This window comes from Streptomyces sp. NPDC057302 (assembly GCF_042667685.1).
In the GTDB taxonomy this organism is placed as follows: domain Bacteria; phylum Actinomycetota; class Actinomycetes; order Streptomycetales; family Streptomycetaceae; genus Streptomyces.
Map to the genome: position 1 here is coordinate 18,598 of NZ_JBHUZJ010000086.1, position 20,324 is coordinate 38,921.

At 71.1% G+C, this 20,324-nt stretch carries 19 protein-coding genes; 8 read left to right on the plus strand and 11 right to left on the minus strand.

The window, feature by feature from the left end; genetic code table 11:
* Window positions 1-111 precede the first annotated feature (111 nt).
* Window positions 112-615: an SRPBCC family protein gene (locus ACFUPX_RS37340; RefSeq protein WP_383332919.1), complete on the plus strand. Its 504-nt coding sequence runs from the start codon at window positions 112-114 to the stop codon at window positions 613-615.
* Here ACFUPX_RS37340 and ACFUPX_RS37345 read toward each other — a convergent pair.
* Together ACFUPX_RS37345 and ACFUPX_RS37350 are read right to left on the minus strand one after the other, a co-directional pair.
* Entirely contained in the window at window positions 587-2,125 is a 1,539-nt protein-coding gene (locus tag ACFUPX_RS37345) for a purine-cytosine permease family protein (RefSeq protein WP_383332921.1), read from the minus strand. The two genes, ACFUPX_RS37340 and ACFUPX_RS37345, sit on opposite strands and share 29 nt — an antisense overlap.
* 155 nt (window positions 2,126-2,280) lie before the next feature.
* Window positions 2,281-3,753: a UDP-N-acetylmuramoyl-L-alanyl-D-glutamate--2,6-diaminopimelate ligase gene (locus tag ACFUPX_RS37350; RefSeq protein ID WP_383332923.1), complete on the minus strand. Its 1,473-nt coding sequence runs from the start codon at window positions 3,751-3,753 to the stop codon at window positions 2,281-2,283.
* 391 nt (window positions 3,754-4,144) lie between these two features.
* Here ACFUPX_RS37350 and ACFUPX_RS37355 point away from each other — a divergent pair, with 391 nt between their 5' ends.
* From ACFUPX_RS37355 to ACFUPX_RS37365, 3 genes are all read left to right on the plus strand, one after another.
* A complete protein-coding gene (locus tag ACFUPX_RS37355; protein ID WP_383332925.1) occupies window positions 4,145-4,912 on the plus strand; it encodes an aminoglycoside adenylyltransferase family protein in 768 nt (255 codons plus the stop codon).
* A gap of 201 nt (window positions 4,913-5,113) precedes the next feature.
* On the plus strand, window positions 5,114-5,851 hold the full coding sequence (locus tag ACFUPX_RS37360) for a chitinase (protein WP_383332927.1): 738 nt from the start codon (window positions 5,114-5,116) through the stop codon (window positions 5,849-5,851).
* Window positions 5,852-6,031: 180 nt separating this feature from the next.
* Window positions 6,032-7,258 (plus strand): cytochrome P450, encoded by a 1,227-nt coding sequence (locus ACFUPX_RS37365; protein WP_383332929.1) that lies wholly within the window; start codon window positions 6,032-6,034, stop codon window positions 7,256-7,258.
* Window positions 7,259-7,300: 42 nt separating this feature from the next.
* Here the strand turns inward: ACFUPX_RS37365 and ACFUPX_RS37370 are convergent, their stop codons facing one another.
* The 6 genes from ACFUPX_RS37370 to ACFUPX_RS37395 all read right to left on the minus strand — a co-directional run bounded on the left by ACFUPX_RS37370 (window position 7,301) and on the right by ACFUPX_RS37395 (window position 12,898).
* The gene (locus tag ACFUPX_RS37370; protein ID WP_383332931.1) at window positions 7,301-8,572 is read right to left on the minus strand and encodes a cytochrome P450; all 1,272 of its coding nucleotides are present in this window, start codon (window positions 8,570-8,572) and stop codon (window positions 7,301-7,303) included.
* Complete coding sequence (locus ACFUPX_RS37375; RefSeq protein WP_383332933.1) at window positions 8,569-9,183, minus strand: ATP/GTP-binding protein; 615 nt, start codon at window positions 9,181-9,183, stop codon at window positions 8,569-8,571. Before ACFUPX_RS37375 ends, ACFUPX_RS37370 begins: the two co-directional genes overlap by 4 nt.
* Window positions 9,164-9,526: a DUF742 domain-containing protein gene (locus ACFUPX_RS37380; RefSeq protein ID WP_344523158.1), complete on the minus strand. Its 363-nt coding sequence runs from the start codon at window positions 9,524-9,526 to the stop codon at window positions 9,164-9,166. Before ACFUPX_RS37380 ends, ACFUPX_RS37375 begins: the two co-directional genes overlap by 20 nt.
* Window positions 9,523-9,942, minus strand: a complete 420-nt coding sequence (locus tag ACFUPX_RS37385) for a roadblock/LC7 domain-containing protein (protein WP_383332936.1) — start codon at window positions 9,940-9,942, stop codon at window positions 9,523-9,525. Before ACFUPX_RS37385 ends, ACFUPX_RS37380 begins: the two co-directional genes overlap by 4 nt.
* Window positions 9,943-10,057: 115 nt before the next feature.
* Window positions 10,058-11,872 (minus strand): sensor histidine kinase, encoded by a 1,815-nt coding sequence (locus ACFUPX_RS37390; RefSeq protein WP_383332938.1) that lies wholly within the window; start codon window positions 11,870-11,872, stop codon window positions 10,058-10,060.
* Window positions 11,873-12,157: 285 nt separating this feature from the next.
* Entirely contained in the window at window positions 12,158-12,898 is a 741-nt protein-coding gene (locus tag ACFUPX_RS37395; protein ID WP_383332939.1) for a hypothetical protein, read from the minus strand.
* A gap of 138 nt (window positions 12,899-13,036) precedes the next feature.
* Here ACFUPX_RS37395 and ACFUPX_RS37400 point away from each other — a divergent pair, with 138 nt between their 5' ends.
* Window positions 13,037-13,435 (plus strand): VOC family protein, encoded by a 399-nt coding sequence (locus tag ACFUPX_RS37400; RefSeq protein WP_383332941.1) that lies wholly within the window; start codon window positions 13,037-13,039, stop codon window positions 13,433-13,435.
* Between the two features lie 46 nt (window positions 13,436-13,481).
* Here ACFUPX_RS37400 and ACFUPX_RS37405 read toward each other — a convergent pair whose 3' ends face one another.
* The 3 genes from ACFUPX_RS37405 to ACFUPX_RS37415 all read right to left on the minus strand — a co-directional run bounded on the left by ACFUPX_RS37405 (window position 13,482) and on the right by ACFUPX_RS37415 (window position 15,603).
* On the minus strand, window positions 13,482-13,733 hold the full coding sequence (locus tag ACFUPX_RS37405; RefSeq protein ID WP_383332943.1) for a hypothetical protein: 252 nt from the start codon (window positions 13,731-13,733) through the stop codon (window positions 13,482-13,484).
* 113 nt (window positions 13,734-13,846) lie between these two features.
* Window positions 13,847-15,115 carry an MFS transporter gene (locus ACFUPX_RS37410; RefSeq protein WP_383332945.1) on the minus strand — a complete coding sequence of 423 codons (1,269 nt, stop codon included), beginning with the start codon at window positions 15,113-15,115 and terminating at the stop codon, window positions 13,847-13,849.
* Window positions 15,112-15,603, minus strand: coding sequence for a GNAT family N-acetyltransferase (locus ACFUPX_RS37415; RefSeq protein WP_383332947.1), 492 nt, complete (start codon window positions 15,601-15,603; stop codon window positions 15,112-15,114). The genes ACFUPX_RS37410 and ACFUPX_RS37415 overlap by 4 nt, the downstream gene beginning before the upstream one ends.
* 26 nt (window positions 15,604-15,629) lie before the next feature.
* Here ACFUPX_RS37415 and ACFUPX_RS37420 point away from each other — a divergent pair, with 26 nt between their 5' ends.
* The 3 genes from ACFUPX_RS37420 to ACFUPX_RS37430 all read left to right on the plus strand — a co-directional run bounded on the left by ACFUPX_RS37420 (window position 15,630) and on the right by ACFUPX_RS37430 (window position 20,254).
* A complete protein-coding gene (locus ACFUPX_RS37420) occupies window positions 15,630-16,160 on the plus strand; it encodes a CGNR zinc finger domain-containing protein (RefSeq protein ID WP_383332949.1) in 531 nt (176 codons plus the stop codon).
* Between the two features lie 146 nt (window positions 16,161-16,306).
* A complete protein-coding gene (locus tag ACFUPX_RS37425; RefSeq protein WP_383332951.1) occupies window positions 16,307-17,890 on the plus strand; it encodes a phosphodiester glycosidase family protein in 1,584 nt (527 codons plus the stop codon).
* A gap of 144 nt (window positions 17,891-18,034) precedes the next feature.
* Window positions 18,035-20,254 (plus strand): NADP-dependent isocitrate dehydrogenase, encoded by a 2,220-nt coding sequence (locus ACFUPX_RS37430; protein ID WP_383332953.1) that lies wholly within the window; start codon window positions 18,035-18,037, stop codon window positions 20,252-20,254.
* Window positions 20,255-20,324: the final 70 nt, after the last annotated feature.

Sequence of the window (20,324 nt, forward strand, 5' to 3'; positions counted from 1 at the left end):
GCACGTCGAGCGGCATGCCCGGCGGGTGGTCGGCGAGCAGTCCGGTGTCCTCCGGGGGCTGACATTTATGCTACTGGTGAGTAAGGTCGCGGGTCGAGGATCGGAGTGGTCATGACCCGCACGTTCACAGTGTCCCGAAGCATCCTGGTCGAGGCGTCACCGCAGTCGGTGTACGAGCAGGTCAGCCAGCCCGGCCTGATGGGGCGGTGGAGCCCGGAGAACCTCGGGGCGACCATGCCCGGAGACGGAGCACCCGTCGGCGTCGGCCTGGTGTTCGAGGGGCACAACAAGCGCGGCCCGTTCCGCTGGACCACCCGCTGCACGGTGACCGAGGCCGATCAGGGCCGCCGTTTCGCCTTCCGCGTGCACGCGATCGGCCTCAAGCGTCCCCGGCTGAAGGCCCCGATCGCCACCTGGCAGTACCGCTTCGAGGACAGCGGCGGCGCCACCAAGGTGACCGAGACCTGGACGGACGACAGGCGCTCCTGGCCCACCTTCGTGGCCAACGGCTTCGACCGGCTGGCCACGGGCGGAAAGACCTTCGCGGCCTTCCAGGTCGGCAATATCGACCGGACGCTGAAGAACCTCAAGCGGGAGCTTGAAGCGGCCCGGTGATCGGAGCGATCGGCGTGTCCGCCGAGCGCACCCAGCGCGGCCCCTGGGGCCCGAACACCGCGCGCGGCTCCGGGAAGGCCGCGAGGAGGCCGAGGAAGACGACCGCCGCGACGGCCGCTCCCAGCGGGAGGCTGATGTCGGCGCCGTCCGCGAGGTCGCCGAGCGGCCCGACGAACTGTCCGGGGATGTTGGTGAAGAGCACGCCGGTCACCGCACCGGTCCACCAGGCCGTCATGCCGCGCCAGTTCCAGCCGCGCGCGAACCAGTAGCGGCCGCCGTGCTGGCGGCGGGTGAAGACCTGGAGCGCCTCGGGGTCGTACCAGCCGCGCCGGGTGACGTAGCCCAGCATCATGACGATCATCCACGGCACCGTGCAGGTGATGATCATCGTGGCGAAGGTGGAGATCGCCTGCACCAGGTTGAAGCCGAAGCGGCCCACGAAGATGAACGTGATGGACAGGACGCCGATCAGGACGGTGGCCCGGACACGGCTGAGCCGCGGGAAGACCGAGGAGAAGTCGAGGCCGGTGCCGTACAGCGCGGTGGTCCCGGTCGACATGCCGCCGATCAGCGCGATCAGGCAGACCGGCAGGAAGTACCAGGCGGGCGCGATCGCGAGCAGACCGCCGACGAAGTTCGGGGCGGCCGGGTCCATGTACGTGGGGGCCTGCTCGGCGATGATCGCCGCCGTCGCCAGGCCGAAGCCGAACGGAAGCACCGTGGCGACCTGCGAGAGGAAGGCCGCCCCCATCACCTTGCGGCGGGGCGTCTCGGCCGGGATGTAGCGGGCCCAGTCGCCCAGGAAGGCGCCGAAGGAGACCGGGTTCGACAGGACGATCAGCGCGGCGCCGATGAAGGACGGCCAGAACAGGTCCTGGGTGGCCTGGTCGGCGCCCGAGGTGAAGATCCCGGCGTACGAGGGGTCGAAGTCCCCCGCGAAGGCGACGAGGCCGAGGACGAACAGCAGGGTCGCCGCCACCACCGCGATCTTGTTGACGAGCAGCATGAAGCGGAAGCCGTAGACACACACGGCGAGCACGAGCGCGGCGAAGACGGCGTACGCGCAGCCGTAGGCCACGTCGCTCTCCGGCACGCCGAGCAGCCGGTGCGCCCCGCCGATGAGCGCGTCGCCCGAGCTCCACACCGACAGGGAGAAGAACGCCACGGCGGTCAGCAGGGAGAGGAAGGAGCCGACGATCCTGCCGTGCACGCCCAGATGCGCCGATGACGAGACGGCGTTGTTGGTGCCGTTGCGCGGCCCGAACACCGCCATCGGGGCGAGCAGCAGCGCGCCGACCAGCAGCCCGACGAGCATCGCCGCGAGCCCCTGCCAGAAGGAGAGGCCGAACAGGATCGGGAACGCGCCGAGCACACAGGTGGCGAAGGTGTTTGCGCCGCCGAACGAGAGCCGGAACAGATCGATCGGCTTCGCCGTGCGATCCGCGTCAGGGATGCGTTCGACTCCGTGCGTCTCGACCTCGGTGACGGACGGAGATGACTCCTTGGGCACAGACAGCTCCCTGGGACGGCATCACCACGGCGGGCGAGGTGATGTGGCGGAAATGCAGGGACCGTAGACGCCGTTCGCCCCGCCGCGCCAGTGCCGATTCGCACTGCCCGCGCCGAGGCGTTGGATGGATCGCACATTCGCCTGCGCGAACGTCCCTACAGTGCGTCGATCTCGCGGACCACCGTCATGTCGTCGAAGGGGATGAGCTGTTCGCCGACGATCTGGTGCGGTTCGCTCCCCTTGCCCGCGACGAGCACGATGTCGCCGCGCCGCGCGACGGACAGCGCGCGGGAGATCGCCTCGCGGCGGTCGGCCACCCGGTGGAAGGGCGTACCGGTGGAGGTCAGGCCCGGCACGATCTGGTCCAGGATGATCTCGGGGTCCTCGCCGCGCGGGTTGTCCGACGTGAGGACGCACAGATCGGAGTGGCGGCCCGCGATCTCGCCCATCAGCGCGCGCTTGGTGGTGTCACGGTCGCCGCCGCAGCCGAAGACGGTGATCACCGAATCGGTCGCGAAGCCGCGGATCGTGCCCAGGACCTTCTCCAGCGAGTCCGGCGAGTGCGCGTAGTCCACGATCACGCAGACCCCCTGCGCGGTGGTGAAGCGTTCGAGCCGTCCCGGCGTGGGCGGCATCCGGTCCAAGGCCTCGACGAGCGCGGACAGTTCGTGCCCGAGCAGATGGCACGCGGCGAGGGTGGCCAGCGCGTTGGAGACCGAGAAGCGGCCCGGTACGGGGATCGCCGCGGGGTACTTGCGGCCGTCGTGATGGAGCGTGAAGCGGGTGCCCCCCGCGTCCACGACCAGGTCGCTGGCCCGGTAGTCGGCCGGTGCGTCCAGGCCGTACGTGGTCACGGCGCCCGGCATCAGGGCCGATATCTCGGCGCTGACGGGGTCGTCGGCGTTGACCACCGCGCGGTCGCACAGGCCGGCGAAAAGGCGCAGCTTGGCGTTCTTGTAGTGCTCCATGGTGCCGTGGTCGTCCAGGTGGTCCTGGGTGAGATTGGTGAAGACACCGACGGACACGGGCACATGGTCCAGGCGCCGCTGCAACAGCCCCATGGACGTGGCCTCGAGGACCACGCTGCTCGTGCCCCGGTCGCGCATGTGGCCGAGGAGGTACTGCAGGTCCGGGGACTCGGGGGTGCTGAGCACCGACCGCGGCATCGGGATCCGCTCCGTGCCGATCCGGCTTCCGGAGGTGCCGATCACCCCCACCTTGGCGCCCTCGGCCAGCCTGAGCGCCGATTCGATCATGTACGAGACGGAGGTCTTGCCGTTCGTACCCGTGATGGCCACGACGTCCATCGCGCGGCCGGGCTCGCCGTAGTACCGGGAGGCGACGAGTGAGGCGGCCGCCCGTGCGTCGGCCACCCGCACCACGCACACCTGCCCGGCGCCGCTCTCGGCAGGCAACGGGCCGTCCTCGGCGAGGACCGCCACCGCCCCCCGTTCCAGTGCCCGGCCGATGCCCCCGGGCCCGCCCTCCTCGTGGCCGGGTACGGCGACGTACAGCGATCCGGACGTCACTTGTCCGGCGTCGAAGGTCATTCCGCCGGTGACGGAGACATCCGGGTCACCGTGCAGAACATGGTGGTCGTGCCCGTCGAGCAGTGCGCTGAGCTTCACAACAGTCCCCTCGAAGGCGGCTCACGGCACACCGCGTACGCCCAACCCGAGGGGCGAGGGCGGCGGTGTGACGGAATCCGCGGTGATGCGCGTAAGGCGAGCGGGGCCCCACAGGGGGATATCTGCGTGCGGGCCGAAGGGCCAAGGCGGCCGAGGAACGCTACCTGTGCGCCGCACGACCGGTCGCTGAGGACCGGATCCGGGTCGTGGAGGGCTGATCACAGATGGTCGGGCGGAGCAGGGACCTGCCCGACACCGCTTCAGTGTACGTCCGCGAACGATCGCGGCGGACGGGCCGGAAAATCGCTGGCAGCGCGGCAGGCGTCATTCCTACGATCATGACCGGTTCGTCCCCGCGCCATCGCGCATGGCCGTACGAGAAAGGGCCTCAGTGGGCCAGACCGAGGACACCGTCCGCCTGGTGCGCGAGACGCTCGGCGCGGACGTCGTGGGCGTCTACCTGTACGGCTCCGCCGCGCTCGGCGGGCTGCGGCCGCACAGCGACATCGACGTGCTCGCCGTCGTGGAACGGCCGCCGGCGGCCACGCGGCGCCGGGAACTCGTCGAGGGGCTGCTCGGCCTGTCCGCCCGGCCGCCCCGGGGCGACGCGACGCGCCCCGTCGAGCTGACGATCGTCGTCCGGCGCGAGGTCAGTCCCTGGACCTATCCGCCGCGCCGCGAGTTCCAGTACGGGGAGTGGCTGCGCCAGGAGTACGAGCGCGGGCGGCTGCCGTCGCCGGTGGCCGACCCCGATCTCGCGCCCCTGATCACGATGGTGCTGCTCGCGGACACCCCGCTCGCCGGGCCGCCCCCGGGCGACGTATTTGCTCCCGTACCGCCTGAAGACCTCGCCCGCGCGATCGTCGCCGGGGTGCCGGATCTGCTGGCGGAGCTCTCGTCGGACACCCGCAACGTCGTCCTGACGCTGGCCCGGATCTGGATGACCCTGGCCACCGGAGCCCTGACGTCCAAGGACGCGGCGGCCGACCGGGCGCTGCCCCGGCTCCCGGCGGCCCTCCGGCCCGTGCTCGCCCACGCGCGGGCCGCGTACGTCACGGGGGAGGGGGAGTGCTGGCGGGATCTCTGGCCTCTGGTGGGTGCGTACGCCGCCCATGTCGCCGGAGTCATCGAGGGTCTGGGCGGCCCGAGCTCGATCTGAGGTGGCCGGCGGCGCCTCTCAACTGCCGTTATCCGCCGACCTCTTGACGTGAATGCGTCACTCGGTATGGTCTAGTCCAACGGCGGGAGTTATTCCGGATAGCCGCAGCCCCGGTGTGTCCGGCGTGCTCCCGACCGCACATCCCCCCACCACCCGGCGGCCGGTCGCGCCTGTACCGGCCCGCCCAAGGAGTGATCCCCCATGCGTCTTCGTGCAGTTGCCGCACTGACCGCGACCGCGTCCGCCGCCGCGCTCACCCTCCTGACCCTCGCGCCCAACGCCTCCGCCGAGAAGGCGGAACCGGCGAAGAAGGCCGCGGCGGAATTCCCCGTCAGCGAGGCCCAGTTCAACCAGATGTTCCCGAACCGGAACTCCTTCTACTCCTACAGCGGTCTCACCCAGGCGCTCAGCGCCTACCCCGACTTCACCGGGACCGGCAGCGACACCGTACGCAAGCAGGAGGCCGCGGCCTTCCTGGCGAACGTCAGCCACGAGACCGGCGGTCTGGTCCACGTCGTCGAGCAGAACACCGCGAACTACCCGCACTATTGCGACACTTCGCAGCCTTACGGCTGTCCGGCGGGCAACGACAAGTACTACGGCCGTGGCCCGATCCAGCTCAGCTGGAACTTCAACTACAAGGCCGCGGGCGACGCCCTGAACATCGACCTCCTGAACAACCCCGACCTCGTGCAGAACGACGCGGCCGTGGCGTGGAAGACCGGCCTCTGGTACTGGAACACCCAGAACGGGCCGGGGACGATGACCCCGCACAACGCTATGGTCAACAGCGCGGGCTTCGGCGAGACGATCCGCAGCATCAACGGAAGCCTGGAATGCGACGGGAAGAACCCTGAGCAGGTGCAGAGCCGGATCAACAACTACACCCGGTTCACCGGCATCCTCAACGTCACCCCGGGAGACAAGCTCAGCTGCTGAGTCTCCCGGCAGCGGGGTGCCGCTGCTCCCCCTCGCCCCGTCGGCTTCGATCCGGCGGGGCGAGGGGTGATTTTCGGCCAACATTAGTGCAGCGCTCAACCGTCGGCCGGGAGGGACTGGTTGCCTCCGTAAGTGATCAATAGCCTGGTGGACGTTGCCTGTTTCTGACCTAGGAGCCACATGTCCACCGCGCAGCAGGTCCCCGACATCCTCTCGCCCGAGTTCGCCAAGAACCCGTACCCGGCCTATCGGGTGATGCGGGAGAGCGCGCCGCTGTTCTGGCACGAGGCGACGCAGAGCTGGATCATCTCGCGGTACGAGGACGTCGAGCGCGTGTTCAAGGACAAGGGCTCGCAGTTCACCACCGACAACTACGACTGGCAGATCGAGCCCGTTCACGGCAAGACGATCCTCCAGCTCAGCGGCCGGGAGCACTCCGTGCGCCGGGCCCTTGTCGCACCGGCGTTCCGGGGCAGCGACCTCCAGGAGAAATTCCTGCCGGTCATCGAGCGCAACTCCCGCGAACTCATCGACACCTTCCGGCACACCGGCAGCGTGGACCTGGTCGAGGGCTACGCCACCCGCTTCCCCGTCAACGTGATCGCGGACATGCTCGGCCTCGACAAGGCCGACCACGCGCGCTTCCACGGCTGGTACACCACCGTCATCGCCTTCCTCGGCAACCTGGCGGGCGACGCCGAGGTCGCGGCGGCCGGTGAACGCACCCGCGTGGAGTTCGCCGAGTACATGATCCCGATCATCCAGGAGCGTCGGGACAACCTGGGCGACGACCTGCTCTCCGCGCTCTGCGCCGCCGAGGTCGACGGCGTCCGCATGAGCGACGAGGACATCAAGGCCTTCTGCAGCCTGCTGCTCGCGGCGGGCGGCGAGACCACCGACAAGGCGATCGCCAGCATCTTCGCCAACCTCCTGATGAACCCCGAACAGCTCGAAGCCGTCCGGCAGGACCGCACCCTGATAGCCCGCGCCTTCGCCGAGACCCTGCGCCACACGCCGCCGGTCCACATGATCATGCGGCAGTCGGCGACCGACGTGGAGGTCTCCGGCGGCACCATCCCCGCCGGCGCCACCGTCACCTGCCTGATCGGCTCGGCCAACCGCGACGAGCAGCGCTACCGCGAGCCGGACCGCTTCGACATCTTCCGGGACGACCTGACCACGACGACCGCGTTCTCCGCCGCCGCCGACCACCTCTCCTTCGCCCTCGGCCGCCACTTCTGCGTGGGCGCCCTGCTGGCCAAGGCCGAGGTGGAGATCGGCGTCGGCCAACTCCTCGACGCGATGCCCGACGTACGGCTCGCCGAGGGCTTCGACCCCGTCGAGCAGGGGGTGTTCACCCGCGGACCGCAGTCGCTGCCGGTGCGGTTCACCCCCGTCACCGCCTGACCCGACCGGGGCGCCGCCCGCAAGCGGCGCCCCGGCGCCGCTTCAGTGCGCCGCGGGCGTGAACTGCACCGGCAGCGAGGTGAGGCCGCGCATCCAGATGGACGGGCGCCAGGTCAGCTCGTGCGGCTCCACCGCGAGGACGAGGTCGGGCAGCCGCTCGAGGAGCGTCTCGACCGCCGTCCTCGCGATCACGTCGGCGAGGAGCGGGGCGGGGTAGGGGCAGCGGTGCTCGCCGTGGCTGAAGGAGAGATGCGCGGAGTTCTCCGGGCCGACGTGCGACTCGGGCCAGATCTGCGGGTCGGTGTTGGCCGCGGCGAGACCGAGCACCAGGCAGTCGCCCGCCCGGATCTGCCGCCCGCCGAGCTGGGTGTCACGCACCGCCCAGCGGCCGATGAAGTTCTGGGTCGGGGTGTCCAGCCACAGCACCTCGTTGAGCGCCTCGCCCACACTCAGCCGGCCGCCGGACACGTTCAGGGCGAACCGCTCGTCGGTCAGCATCAGCCGCAGGGTGTTGCAGATCCAGTTGGCCGTCGGCTGCTGGGCCGCCGCGATGATGGAGATCAGGTCCTGCACGATCTCCTCGTCGGTCAGGCCCGCCGAGTGCTGGAGCATTCGGGAGGTGACGTCCGCGCCGGGCTTCTCCCGCTTCTCCTTGACCAGCAGCTGGATGCGCTCGGCGACCCGGGTGTACGCCGCGACGGGGTCGTCTCCTTCATGCGCGTCGAGCGAGATCCGCAGGTCGTCCACGAGCTGCTGGGTGTCCGTGCCCTCGTGCGGCATCCCGCACATCTGCACCGCGGCGATCATGGGCAAGGCGTGCGCGTACGCGTCCATCAGCTCGGCCTGGCCGCTGCCGGCGAACTCGGCGATGAGCCGGTCGGCGATCCTGGCGCTGTCCCTGGCGAGTTCGAACTGGTCGACCCCCTCCAGCGCCTCGGTGATCACCCCGGCCCGCCGCTGGTGCTCGGCGCCCTCGGTGAAGAGGACCGACGGCTGGTAGCCGACGAACGGCATCAGCGGCCAGTCGGCGGGAATGTGGTCCCACTGGTTCCAGCGCCGCGAGTCGCGGGCGAACAGCTCGTCGTGGCCCGTCACATAGCTGACCTCGGAGTAACCGAGCACCAGCCACGCGGGCACGTCCCCGTCCAGGAGCACCGGCGCGACGGCGCCGTGCTCCCTGCGCAGGCTGCGGTAGAGCTGCGAAGGCGTCTGCTGGTACTCCAGACCGCCCAGGCGTACCGCGCCCGTATCCGCGTGCGCCGGGCACCCGGGCGGCGGGCTCTGCAGATGGGGGGATCCGGTCGGCTCGGTCACGGTGTCATCTCCTGGGCCATGGCCAGTGCGTAGAGGTGGTCCACGAGGGTGATCAGGACGTCCTTGCCCGACGACCTCACCCGTGCGTCGCAGTCGATCAGCGGCACATGGTCGGGCAGCGCGAGAGCCTGCCGGATCTCGTCGAGCGAGTGGGCGGAGCCGTCGTCGTCGAACCGGTTGACGGCCACCACGAACGGCGTCTTGTGGTGCTCCAGACGGTCGATGGCGTACCAGGAGTCGTCCATCCGCCGCGTGTCGACCAGGACGACCGCGCCGAGCGTCCCGGCGAAGAGCCGGTCCCACAGGAACCAGAAGCGCTCCTGTCCGGGCGCCCCGAACAGATAGAGCACCACACGCTCGTTGAGACTGATGCGGCCGAAGTCGAAGGCCACCGTGGTGGTCGTCTTGGCGGCCACGTCGGTCGTCTCGTCGACGCCTATGCCGGCCTGCGTCATCACCTCTTCGGTGTTCAGCGGACGGATCTCGCTGACCGACCGGACCAGCGTGGTCTTGCCGACGCCGAAGCCGCCCACGACGACGATCTTCAGGCCGGTCTCGGCGGTGTCGGACAGCGGCATACGGGAGGGCAGCTCAGATGTTGCGGAGCCCATGGAGCACCTCCTTGAGAAGGGCGGAATCGGGGATCGAGGCGGCCGAGCCGGCCGCGCGGGGATGACGGGCGGTGATCCGGCTCATCGCGAGCAGGTCACCCAGCAGGATCCGCACCACCGTGATCGGCAGCTTCATCTCCGCGGCGATCTCCACCACGGCCGTCGGATGCCGGCACAGTTCGAGGATCCGTACGTGCTCCGACTGCATCCCGGCAGTGGGCTCGCACTCGCTCACCACCAGAGTGACCAGGTCGAACGAATCGTCGTCGGCGCGGCTGCGGCCACCGGTGACCGTGTACAGCCGGTCGGGGTCACCGATGTCCACGGGCCTGCGCGGCGTCACGAGGAGCCGCTGCCTTCGCTCTGACCGCGCGGTTCGGCACGCAGATGCTCACCGATCTGCTCGACCAGCTCGGTCATCTGATGGCCCACCACACCGGGATCGGCGTTCTCCTCCGCGATGACCGCCAGGTGCGCTCCCTGGCCGGCCTCGACGATGAAGAGCAACCCGCCGTGGAATTCGGTCATGGAGTGCCGCACGCCTCCGGTGCCGTCGCCGAACTCCATGGAGGCGCCCTGGGCCAGTGCCTGGATGCCGGAGCAGATCGCCGCCAGCTGGTCAGCCTGGTCGAGCATCAGATGCTCGCTCCAGCACAGCTTCAGGCCGTCCCGGGAGAGCACCAGGGCGTGCCGCGTACCGGGGGTGCGCTTCAGGAGGCTCTGCAGGAGCCAGGTCAGGCTGTTGTCAGTGGTCTGCATGGTAGGCGGGGCGAGATGCGCCGGGGCTTCCGGTCACCTGCCCGTCCCTCCAATCTCACGATCTTGAGCGGGGAAGGGGGCGCCAGAGCCCGGGCGCCGTGCGGGTGGCTTCGATCTACTCGGCGGGCGGCGGCCCGGACTCGGCGGGGGAATCGGGCATCGCGGGAGAGCCGGGCACATCGCCCGCGGCCCGCCGCGCACGGTGGAAGGCACCGAAGCGTGAACCGGCGTCACGCGGCGGTAGACCCGCATCGCCGGCGATCGCCCCGGCGGCCCCCGCGGCGGCGTCGGACGCCGCCCTGCGCTGCTCCCGCTCACGCTCGGCCTCGGCCATCGTGCGGCCGGGGGCGCGCACGGGCAGACCGTTGGTCGTGGCGGCGGGGCGGGCGTGCGCGGGACGGGGCGCGGTGTCCGCGTCGGCCGGGGGCGGCGGGACGGTGGCCGCGGGAGGCTGCGGGGCGGCCGCGACCTCCGGGGCCGTCGCGGCGGTTGTCGGCTCGGGCACGGGAGCGACCGCGGGCGAGGCCGCAGGGGCGGTCGCGGGCTGGATGCTCCGGGGGGCGAGCTGCTGCGGGGCGGGGTCGCGCTGCTGGGCCAGGAGCTGCGGGGACAGGAGCACCACGACGCCCGTGCCGCCGCGAGAGGAGGGACGGAAGTTGATGCTCATGCCGTACTTGGCGGCCAGCCGCCCGACCACGGCGAGGCCGAGGCGGGTGCCCTGGAGCGAGGCCAGGTCCGTCACGCGACCGGAGACCGACTCCTCCGCACGGCGCATCGCCGCGTCGGCCATCTTCAGACCGCTGTCCTCGATCGTCACGACGATCCCGGCGCTGCGCTCCTCCACATACACGTGCACCTCGTCGATGGGCGGGGAGAAGTTGGCCGCGTTGTCCATCAGTTCGGCGAGCACGTGCATGACGCCCTCGGCGGCGAACCCGGCGATCGCCACGGTCGTCGAGCAGTGCAGCCGCACCCGCTGGTAGGCGGAGATCCGGCCCACCGCGCCCCGCAGGATGCTCTCCATGACGATCGGCTTGTTCCACGCACGGCTGGAGCGGCCACCCATCAGCAGGGCGAGACGGTCCGTCATCAGACCCAGCTGGGAGGTGCTGTGGTCGAGCCGCAGCAGATCGCCGAAGACCTCGACGCCGTGCCGCTCCTGCATGTCCCGCAGGTCGGCGAGCATGCCCACGGACTTGGCCTGCACCCGGCTCAGCGCCTTGGCGGACGCCGCCTGCGCGGCCGCGGCACGCCGCTCGCTGTAGGCGAGCTCCCGTACGAACGATTCGGCGGGCAGCCGCAGCAGGGGGTTGCTCGGCCAGTCGAGTCCGGCCAGGACCGTGTCGGCGGAGGCGCCCTCGCGCAGCTGCTCGATCGCGGTGGGCAGCGTGACCGCCGTCAGATGGTCCAATTCCTCTGCGGCCAGGGCCAGTTGTCCCTGTGTCTGGTCGCGCCGGGATTCGACGTCGGCGGCGTGCCGCACGGTCTCCTCCACCACGGACGCGAAGACCTGGACGACCTGACGCAGCTGCGGATCCGACGGCGGAGCCGTCTGCGCCAGGGTGTCGCCCGCGCTGGTGCCCTCGCGCAGCCGCTTCACGACGGTCGGCAGCGTGACGTTCACCAGATGCGCCGACTCGGCGCCCTGGCGCGCCAACTGCGCCTTGAGGGAGGAGGCCTCGGCGTGGTCCGCGGCGGCGGTCGCGCGGACCCGCTTGACGAGCAGCGAGCCGGTCACGAGGGCGATCGCCAGACACAGCCAGCCGGCCGCGACGGAAGCCACCGTCCAGACCCGGGCGTTGTCCGGTGCGAGGGCGCCCGCGATGGCACCGGCCGCGGCGGTCACCACCAGCACGACCACGGGCACGGCCGACGCGGGCCGCCGCGCCTTCGCTATTCGGTGCGGGCTGGGAGGAGCAGGCACGGGCATTCAGCGGTCCCTCGGTCCTTGGGTGCAGGTAAGCAACGAGCCGATCGGTCCACGCATCGGTCGCAGACCCGGCGGAACACCAAAGAGGACGGTGATCTTCCGGGTCTCGCTTCGCGCCATGCTAGTCATCCCGCCGGGGCGAGCAGGACGGAGAGGTGGAACAGACCGCTCAGAAGAGCACTTCGTCGTGTTCTCGCCCCTCGAACATGCCGTCGTGGTAGTGGAGTTCGACTCTACAACGGTGATCACGCGGCGCATTACCCGCGGCGCATCACCCGTGGCCGATCAGTCGACCGCCGACGTCTCGTCGATCTCGTACGCCTCAAGGCCCGGAGTCGCGAGGAGGTCCGCGACGCAGGCCGCGGAGCCGCCCACGTACGTGCTCACCAGGTCGACGTCGCCGGCCACGCACCAGGCGCGGTCATCGGGCCACCACAGGTCGGGGATCTCGGGCGCCGCCTCGTCGGGATCGCCCGCGGGCCAGGCCGGTGAGGCCGCGTCGTCGAGCGGACCGGCGAGCAGGATCTCGTCGCGGCCCGGCGTGCGGAACACGGGGAAGCCGTCCCAGTTGGAGGTGCCGTACCCCTCCCAGAGACCGAACCAGCAGCGGTCGGGCGTCCGGGTGTGCCGGGAGAGCACGGGGATCAGAATGCGGGCCACGTATGCGGGGGTCGGCCCCTCGTGCGGGTGTTCGTCCCAGAGGCCGGGGACGGCCGGGGTGTCGTCGTTGCGGTAGGGGGAGCGGTCGTCGAGACCGATCAGCTCGTGCCAGCGCGTCCCGGCCGACACCGACCTGCCGTACGCCGTGGCGACTTTGTCCCACCGCACGAGGTCCGCGCCGAGCAGCGCCGGGTGGAGGATTCGCGCGTACGCGTCGAAGCCGGGTGCGCAGACGCCGGCCACCGTGCCGAATCCGTCGTCGTGCGGCGGGCGTTGCTCCAGCCAGCGGGCCGGCGCGAGGTCGCGCCGCTCGACACGCAGACGGCCGTAGAGAGACGGGGGCGGGTACTGATCGACGAGGTACATGCCCTCAGTGTCGCCCGCGCGGGCGCCGACCCGCCCGCGAGTGACTGCCGATTGAGGTGGGCCTGGTGGGGCACTCGGTCAGACGCGGGCGGCCGGGCGACACGGCGGCCCGCCCTGTTGCCGACCGAAGAGGTGCCCATGGCCGTGAAGAAGACCGCCGTCATCGTCCTGGACTGTGCGAAACCCGAGGAGCTCGCGGAGTTCCACGCGGGGCTGCTCGGCGGCACGGTGGGTGTGGGCGACGACCCCGACTACGTGGAGGTCTCCGACGGGCAGGGCCTCTGCCTGGCGGTCCACCGGGACTACGGATACGCGCCGCCGAGCTGGCCGCGGCCCGAGGACTCCCAGCAGTCGCACCTGAGGATCCTGGTGGCCCGCGGCGACATGGACGAGGCGGAGCGCGAGGCCGTCGGCCTGGGCGCCCGGCCCGTGGACGCCAAGGACAACTCCGGCCCCCGGGACACCCGGACCTACAGCGACCCGGCGGGCCATTCGTTCACCCTGGCCGTGTACGCCGAGCCGACGGCACGTCGCTGAGCGGGCCCCGCCGGCCGGAGCGGGCGGTCCGTGACGGTCCGTCCGGTCAGCCGGAGGGCTCGTCCGGCACCGGCTGGTCGGGGCGCACGCCACCCGTGTGCGGTGCGCCGCGCCGGCCGGTTCCCGCCTCGTCCGTGTCCGGTACGTCGTCGTCGGCGTCCGGCGCGTTGCCGGTGGTCGCCGATTCGTCGTCCGGCTCCCAGTGGTCCTCCTCCTCGTCCGAAGCCTGCTGATCGGGCAGATCCCTCGGGACGGGTGTCTCGTCCTCGCCCCGGGTCTCGGGCAGCTCCTCGCTCACGGTGTTCCCTCCAGTCCTTCCAGTCCTTGTCACTTCGTGCCGCGCGGTCCCACGACGGCTTCCGGTGCGGGGCCCGGCTACCCGCCGTCGACGCGGCAACACCTCGTACGGGTTCACCGTGGACCGCGGACGCCGCCTCGGCCAGGCGAGCGGGGCCGGTTGCCCGGCCGCACGCGGGCCGAGGCGATCAGGGCGGCGGCGGTCATCGCCGACAGGAGACCCCAGACCGGCACGAAGCTGCCGGAGAGATCCTTGAGCAGGCCGAGCAGGGGCGGCATCACCACGACGGCGACTTGATTGACGGACATGGCGAGGCCGAGCGCGAATCCCGTCCGCTCCGGCGGGGCCGATTCGCTCACGTAGGTGACCCAGGGGCCGTACCAGCCGAAGCCGAAGAAACCGAGCCACACGAGCGTGCAGCAGGCGGTCGCCGGGGATCGCCCCAGCGGCGTCATCAGCACGGCCATGCCCATGAGTACGGCGGCCATGCACAGGACCAGGGAGCCGTACCGCCCATGGCTGCTCCGGTCGCTCCAGGCGGCCAGCGTGATCCGGCCGACGATGCCCGCACCCTGCACCGCCACCAGGACGAGAGCCGCCGCCCCGGCCCCGAGGGACGCCGTCTCGTGCAGATGCAGCACCGTCAGGATGCCGACGCCGTACTGCACGGAGATCATGCTCGACCCGGTGAGCATGATCCGCGCCATGGACGGTTCGCGCAGCATCCGCAGCCGTGCGCCGAGCTGCGCCCCGACCGAGGCGCGCGGCCCGCCGTCGCGGGGAGCCGCAGGAATCGGCGGCCTGCGGTAGAAGCCCATGAAGACCCAGGCACCGAGGAGCGCCACGACCCCGCCGGCCACGAGCGTCGCTCGCCAGCCGTAGGCCTCCGCGACGAATGGCAGTGCGGCCGACGCGAGGGCGGCGCCCAGCGGCAGCCCCGCCTGGCGGATGCCCATCGCGAAGCCCCGCTGGGACGCGTCGAACCACGACGCCACCGATTTGCTGCCGCCGGGCTGGACGGTGCTGTAGCCCGCGCCGACGAACAGCAGCACGAGAAGCAGGGACGCGTAACCCGGCGCCGCGCTCCCGGCGAGCAGGCCCACGGCGACCGCACCGGCGCCGACCCCGACGACCCAGCGCTCGTCGCAGCGGTCGAGCAGCTCCCCGGCCACCAGCAGTCCGACCAGCGGGACCACCTGGGCGGCCGAGACCAGCAGCCCCAACTGGACCGTGCTCAGCTGCAGGTCGCGCTGCAGGTGGATGCCCATCGCCCCGATGCCCTGCACGAAGAAGCCGGATGCGGCCTGGGTGAACGTGGCGATCCCGAGGACGACCCAGCGGTAGCGCCACGCGGTGTGCGCCGTGTCGACGACGGTGGTCACGGGCGCCAGTACAGGGCGGGGTCGGGGTGGTCGACGAAGCCGAGGTCGCGATAGAGCGGCTCGCCCTCGTGGGAGGCGTACAGGTCCACGCGGGCCACCTCACGCTCCCGGAACCAGTCGAGCAGGCCGCGCATGAGCACGCGGCTGTGCCCGCGCCGCCGGTGTGCCGGGTCGGTGACCACGCCGATCACGAGGCCGACCCGGCCGTTGCGCAGATGCGGGCCCGGCAGCCGCTGCTCGACCGAGCCGATGGCGCACGCGGCCAGACCTGCGGCGCCGTCCACGACGAGGATCCGCATGCTGCCCGCGGCCAACTGCTCCTTCAGGACCACGGCGAGGGCGCCCTGCCATCCGCCGTCTCCCGACGGCGGATCGAAGTACGCGCCGCCGAGATCCTCGAACAACAAGGCCCGCAGGCGCACGAGTTCCGTGATGTCCTCCGTCGTCGCCGTCCGTATGTCGGTGTGTTCCCCGGTGCGTTGTGGCATGCCGGTCAGACTGATGTAATGGTCTTATGCACCTCAACCCTTACGGCGAAGAGGTCGTGAACCTGGCCGCCGATCTCGCCAACCGGCGCCCGGCCACCGCCGATGAGCTCGCTGAGCGCTGCCGCACCGCCGGCCTCGTCCTGGAGGCTCCCGTCACGCCGGATGACCTCGACCGCGCCCACGACGCGCTCGAGGCATGGGAGAAGGTCGTCGACGCCACCGACGAGGACGAGCGGGCCGAGCTGCTCAACCGGATGCTGGAGGCCTCCGCCGCCCACCCCCGGATGACCAACCACGCGGACACCGGCTGGCACCTGCACTACCGCGAGGACCGGCAGCCGCTCGGCGCCCTGCTGTTCCAGCTGATCTCCGTCGGTACGGCGCTGCACCTGGCGGGGCGTGGCATGCACCGGCTGAGGCGGTGCGCCGTCACCGAGTGCGCCACGATCTTCGCCGACACCTCCCGCACCGGACGCCAGCGGTACTGCTCCCAGCGGTGCGCCAACCGTGACGCGGTCCGCAGGCACCGCGCGCGCTCCACAGGGCGAGGCGACTGAATCCGGCCCCCGAATGCGGGGGAGAGCCCTCTATACGGAGAGCGGGCCCTGTTTTCCGGCCTGACTTCTGGTATTCACTCCTGGGATCGATCGCCGTCCGCGCGCTCGCGTTCGCTGCGGTGTACCAACGCGACCTAGGAGTTCCCGTGGCCCTCGCACGCTGTCCGTTCAGAGCCGCCGCGAAGGTGTCGGTGGTCGCCGCCGCCGCGACGGGGCTTCTCGCCCCCGGTGTCGCCGTCGACCGGTACGAGAACGCCGCTGCCGCCGCCGCTCCAACTGCCGCTGTCCCCGCGCCGATCGCCGACTGGCGGCACGAACGCCTCGCTTCCGGGGCCGACCTGTACCAGGGGAGCATCTCGGGCCGCCCCGGCGCCGACCACTGGACGGTCACGGTGCGCGCGAACGGCGCCCACCTCTCCGCCGGGCAGGACGCCGAGGCGCTGGCGGGGCGGGTGCGCGACGCGGGGTTCCGTGCGCGGGCCGAGGCGGTCTCGTGGCCGCGGGGCTCCGACCGGCACGGCGTGATCGGGGTGCGGGTCCGGGTGGGGGAGTACGCCGCACGGGCCGACGCCGACGCCGAGCGCAAAGCCCTGGCCGCCGCCGGGTTCGACGCGGTGAGCGAGTGGACCGGCGCCGACGGGGCGCCCGGCACCGGAGTCGCCCGGGTCAAGGTGGCGGTCGTCGACCCGAAGCGCTACCGCGGTGCGCTGAAGGGAACGTACGGAAAGGGAGTCGCGGGCCGCGAGACGGTGAGCGCCATGGCCGCGGGCGAGGACACCCTGCTCGGAGTCAACGCGGGCTTCTTCGTCATGGAGGGCAAGGACGGGGTGCCGGGCGCGGCGGCCGGCATCGCCGCGTACGACGGGGAACTGCAGAGCGCGGCGACCGACGGCCGGATCGCGGCGGTGCTGCGCGGCAACGGCCTGCGCCCTGAGTTCAAGAAGCTCGGCACGGAGCTGCGGGTCCGCGCGGGCGGGGCGTCCGCGGTCGTGGACGGGGTCAACCGGGTGCCGGGCCTGGTGCGCAACTGCGGCGGTGTCGGCGGCGACGCCCCGACCGAGCGGCCGCAGCACGACGTGACCTGCACCGACCCCGACGAGATCGTGGAGTTCACCGACGAGCTCGGCGCGAGCACCCCGGCGGGCGACGGGGCGGAGGCGGTGCTCGACGCGGGCGGACGCGTACGCGAGGTGCGGGCGCGCGGCGGCGCCGTGCCCGAGGGCGGCAGCGTCCTCGCGGGCATCGGCACGGGCGCCACCTGGCTGCGTACGCACGCGAAGCCGGGCAGTGCCTTGGAGGTGCGGCAGCGGATCCTGGACGAGCGGGGCCGGGAGCTGAAGCTCGGCCCGCAGGACGACATCGTCAACGGCGGCCCCGAACTGGTCCGCGACGGCAAGGTCGCCGTGAACTACGCCGCCGACGGCATCGAGCACACCGCCGACCCCTCCTTCGCCTACACCTGGGGCATCAAGCGCAACCCGCGCATGCTCCTGGGCGTCGACCGGCAGGGCCGCATGCTCCTGGTCGGCGCGGACGGCCGGCAGCCCGGCTACAGCGACGGGTTCGGTCTGAACGAAGGGGCGGAGCTGATGAAGTCGCTCGGCGCGGTGCGGGCGATGGCCCTGGACGGCGGCGGTTCGGTCACCATGGCGGTGAACGGCAAGGTGATCAATTCGCCGTCGGACGGAACCGAGCGCGCGGTGGGCGACGCGCTGCTGCTCACGCGCTGAGCAACCCCCTGTCCTCAAGTGACCACGGAACGTAGTGGCGATTACGGGCTGTGACGTCCGAGAATCGGGGCCGCTTCGTGGAAGGAGGCGATCACGAGATATCTTGATGTCGAGCAATGTTGCAGACGTGGAGCGGAGCACCCGGTGACTGACTCGACCATCATTTACACCCACACTGACGAGGCCCCGGCCCTCGCGACGTATTCGTTCTTGCCGGTGGTCGAGGCCTACGCCTCGACGGCCGGAGTCACTGTGGAGAGCCGTGACATCTCCCTGGCGGGGCGCATCATCGCCCTCTTTCCCGACTTCCTCGAGGAGAGCCAGCGCATCGAGGACGCCCTCGCCGAGCTCGGCGAGCTGGCCAAGACGCCCGGCGCGAACATCATCAAGCTGCCGAACGTCTCGGCCTCGATCCCGCAGCTGAAGGCGGCCATCGCCGAGCTGCAGGCGCAGGGCTACGCGCTGCCGAACTACCCGGACGACCCGAAGACGGACGCCGAGAAGGACATCGGCGCCCGTTACGACAAGGTCAAGGGCAGCGCCGTCAACCCGGTCCTGCGCGAGGGCAACTCCGACCGCCGCGCCCCCGCCTCGGTCAAGAACTACGCCAAGGCGCACCCGCACCGCATGGGCGCCTGGACGGTCGACTCGAAGACGAACGTCGCGACCATGGGCGTCGACGACTTCCGCTCCACCGAGAAGTCCGCGACCATCGCCGATGCGGGCACGCTGCGCATCGAGTTCACGGGCGAGGACGGCAGCACCACGGTCCTGCGCGAGTCCGTACCGGTCCTGGCGGGCGAGGTCGTCGACGCGGCCGTGCTGCGGGTCGGTCCGCTGCGTGAGTTCCTGACCGCGCAGATCGCCAAGGCCAAGGCCGACGGCGTGCTGTTCTCGGTGCACCTGAAGGCCACGATGATGAAGGTCTCCGACCCGATCATCTTCGGCCATGTCGTGCGCGCCTTCTTCCCGAAGACGTTCGCCGCGTACGGCCAGGCGCTCGCCGGTGCCGGCCTGACCCCGAACGACGGCCTCGGCGGCATCCTCAACGGCCTCGACGCCCTGCCCGAGGGCGCGCAGATCAAGGCGTCCTTCGAGGCGGAGCTCGCCGAAGGCCCCGAGCTCGCGATGGTCGACTCCGACAAGGGCATCACGAACCTGCACGTCCCCTCGGACGTCATCGTCGACGCCTCCATGCCCGCGATGATCCGTACGTCCGGCCACATGTGGGGTGTGGACGGCGGGGAGCACGACACCCTCGCGGTCCTCCCGGACTCCAGCTACTCCGGCGTGTACCAGGTCGTCATCGACGACTGCCGCGCCAACGGCGCCTTCGACCCGGCGACGATGGGCTCGGTGCCCAACGTCGGCCTCATGGCGCAGAAGGCCGAGGAGTACGGCAGCCACGACAAGACCTTCGAGATCGCCGCGCCCGGTACGGTGCGCGTGGTCGACGCGGCGGGCAACGCCGTCCTGGAGCAGACCGTCGCCACCGGCGACATCTTCCGGATGTGCCAGGCCAAGGACGCCCCGATCCGCGACTGGGTCAAGCTGGCCGTCAACCGTGCCCGCGCGACCGGCTCGCCGGCCGTGTTCTGGCTCGACGAGACCCGCGCGCACGACGCGCAGCTCATCGAGAAGGTCAAGGCGTACCTGCCCGAGCACGACACCGACGGTCTGCAGATCGAGATCATGTCGCCGGTGGACGCCACCGCGTTCTCCCTGGAGCGCATCCGCCGCGGCGAGGACACCATCTCGGTCACCGGCAACGTGCTGCGTGACTACCTGACGGACCTGTTCCCGATCCTCGAGCTCGGCACCAGCGCCAAGATGCTCTCCATCGTTCCGCTCATGAACGGCGGCGGCCTCTTCGAGACGGGCGCGGGCGGCTCGGCCCCCAAGCACGTCCAGCAGCTGGTCCGCGAGAACTACCTGCGCTGGGACAGCCTGGGCGAGTTCCTCGCCCTCGCGTCCAGCTTCGAGCACCTCGCGCAGACCACGGACAACGCGAGCGCCCAGGTCCTGGCCGACACCCTCGACCGCGCCACGGCCACCTTCCTGGAGAAGGACAAGTCGCCGACCCGCCGCGTCGGTGGCATCGACAACCGCGGCAGCCACTTCTACCTGGCCATGTACTGGGCCCAGGAGCTGGCCAAGCAGACCGCGGACGCGGAGCTCGCCAAGGAGTTCGCCCCGCTGGCCAAGACGCTGGTCGAGCAGGAGCAGACGATCGTCGACGAGCTGAACGCGGTCCAGGGCTCGCCCGCCGACATCGGCGGCTACTACCAGCCCGATTCGGCGAAGGCCGCATCCGTGATGCGCCCGTCGCCCACGCTGAACAAGGCGCTCGACCTTCTCGGCTGAGCGACCTTCTCGGCGCACTTCGGCTGACGTGTGACACGGGTCCGCCCCGGTAGCGACATCGCTACCGGGG

What these genes read in the sequence shown, in the direction of transcription:
- ACFUPX_RS37395 (WP_383332939.1), bottom strand. Translation starts at nt 12,898, where the DNA reads ATGTACCTCGTCGATCAGTACCCGCCCCCGTCTCTCTACGGCCGTCTG.
- ACFUPX_RS37360 (WP_383332927.1), top strand. Translation starts at nt 5,114, where the DNA reads ATGCGTCTTCGTGCAGTTGCCGCACTGACCGCGACCGCGTCCGCCGCC.
- ACFUPX_RS37420 (WP_383332949.1), top strand. Translation starts at nt 15,630, where the DNA reads ATGCACCTCAACCCTTACGGCGAAGAGGTCGTGAACCTGGCCGCCGAT.
- ACFUPX_RS37340 (WP_383332919.1), top strand. Translation starts at nt 112, where the DNA reads ATGACCCGCACGTTCACAGTGTCCCGAAGCATCCTGGTCGAGGCGTCA.
- ACFUPX_RS37400 (WP_383332941.1), top strand. Translation starts at nt 13,037, where the DNA reads ATGGCCGTGAAGAAGACCGCCGTCATCGTCCTGGACTGTGCGAAACCC.
- ACFUPX_RS37385 (WP_383332936.1), bottom strand. Translation starts at nt 9,942, where the DNA reads ATGCAGACCACTGACAACAGCCTGACCTGGCTCCTGCAGAGCCTCCTG.
- ACFUPX_RS37375 (WP_383332933.1), bottom strand. Translation starts at nt 9,183, where the DNA reads ATGGGCTCCGCAACATCTGAGCTGCCCTCCCGTATGCCGCTGTCCGAC.
- ACFUPX_RS37365 (WP_383332929.1), top strand. Translation starts at nt 6,032, where the DNA reads ATGTCCACCGCGCAGCAGGTCCCCGACATCCTCTCGCCCGAGTTCGCC.
- ACFUPX_RS37390 (WP_383332938.1), bottom strand. Translation starts at nt 11,872, where the DNA reads ATGCCCGTGCCTGCTCCTCCCAGCCCGCACCGAATAGCGAAGGCGCGG.
- ACFUPX_RS37415 (WP_383332947.1), bottom strand. Translation starts at nt 15,603, where the DNA reads ATGCCACAACGCACCGGGGAACACACCGACATACGGACGGCGACGACG.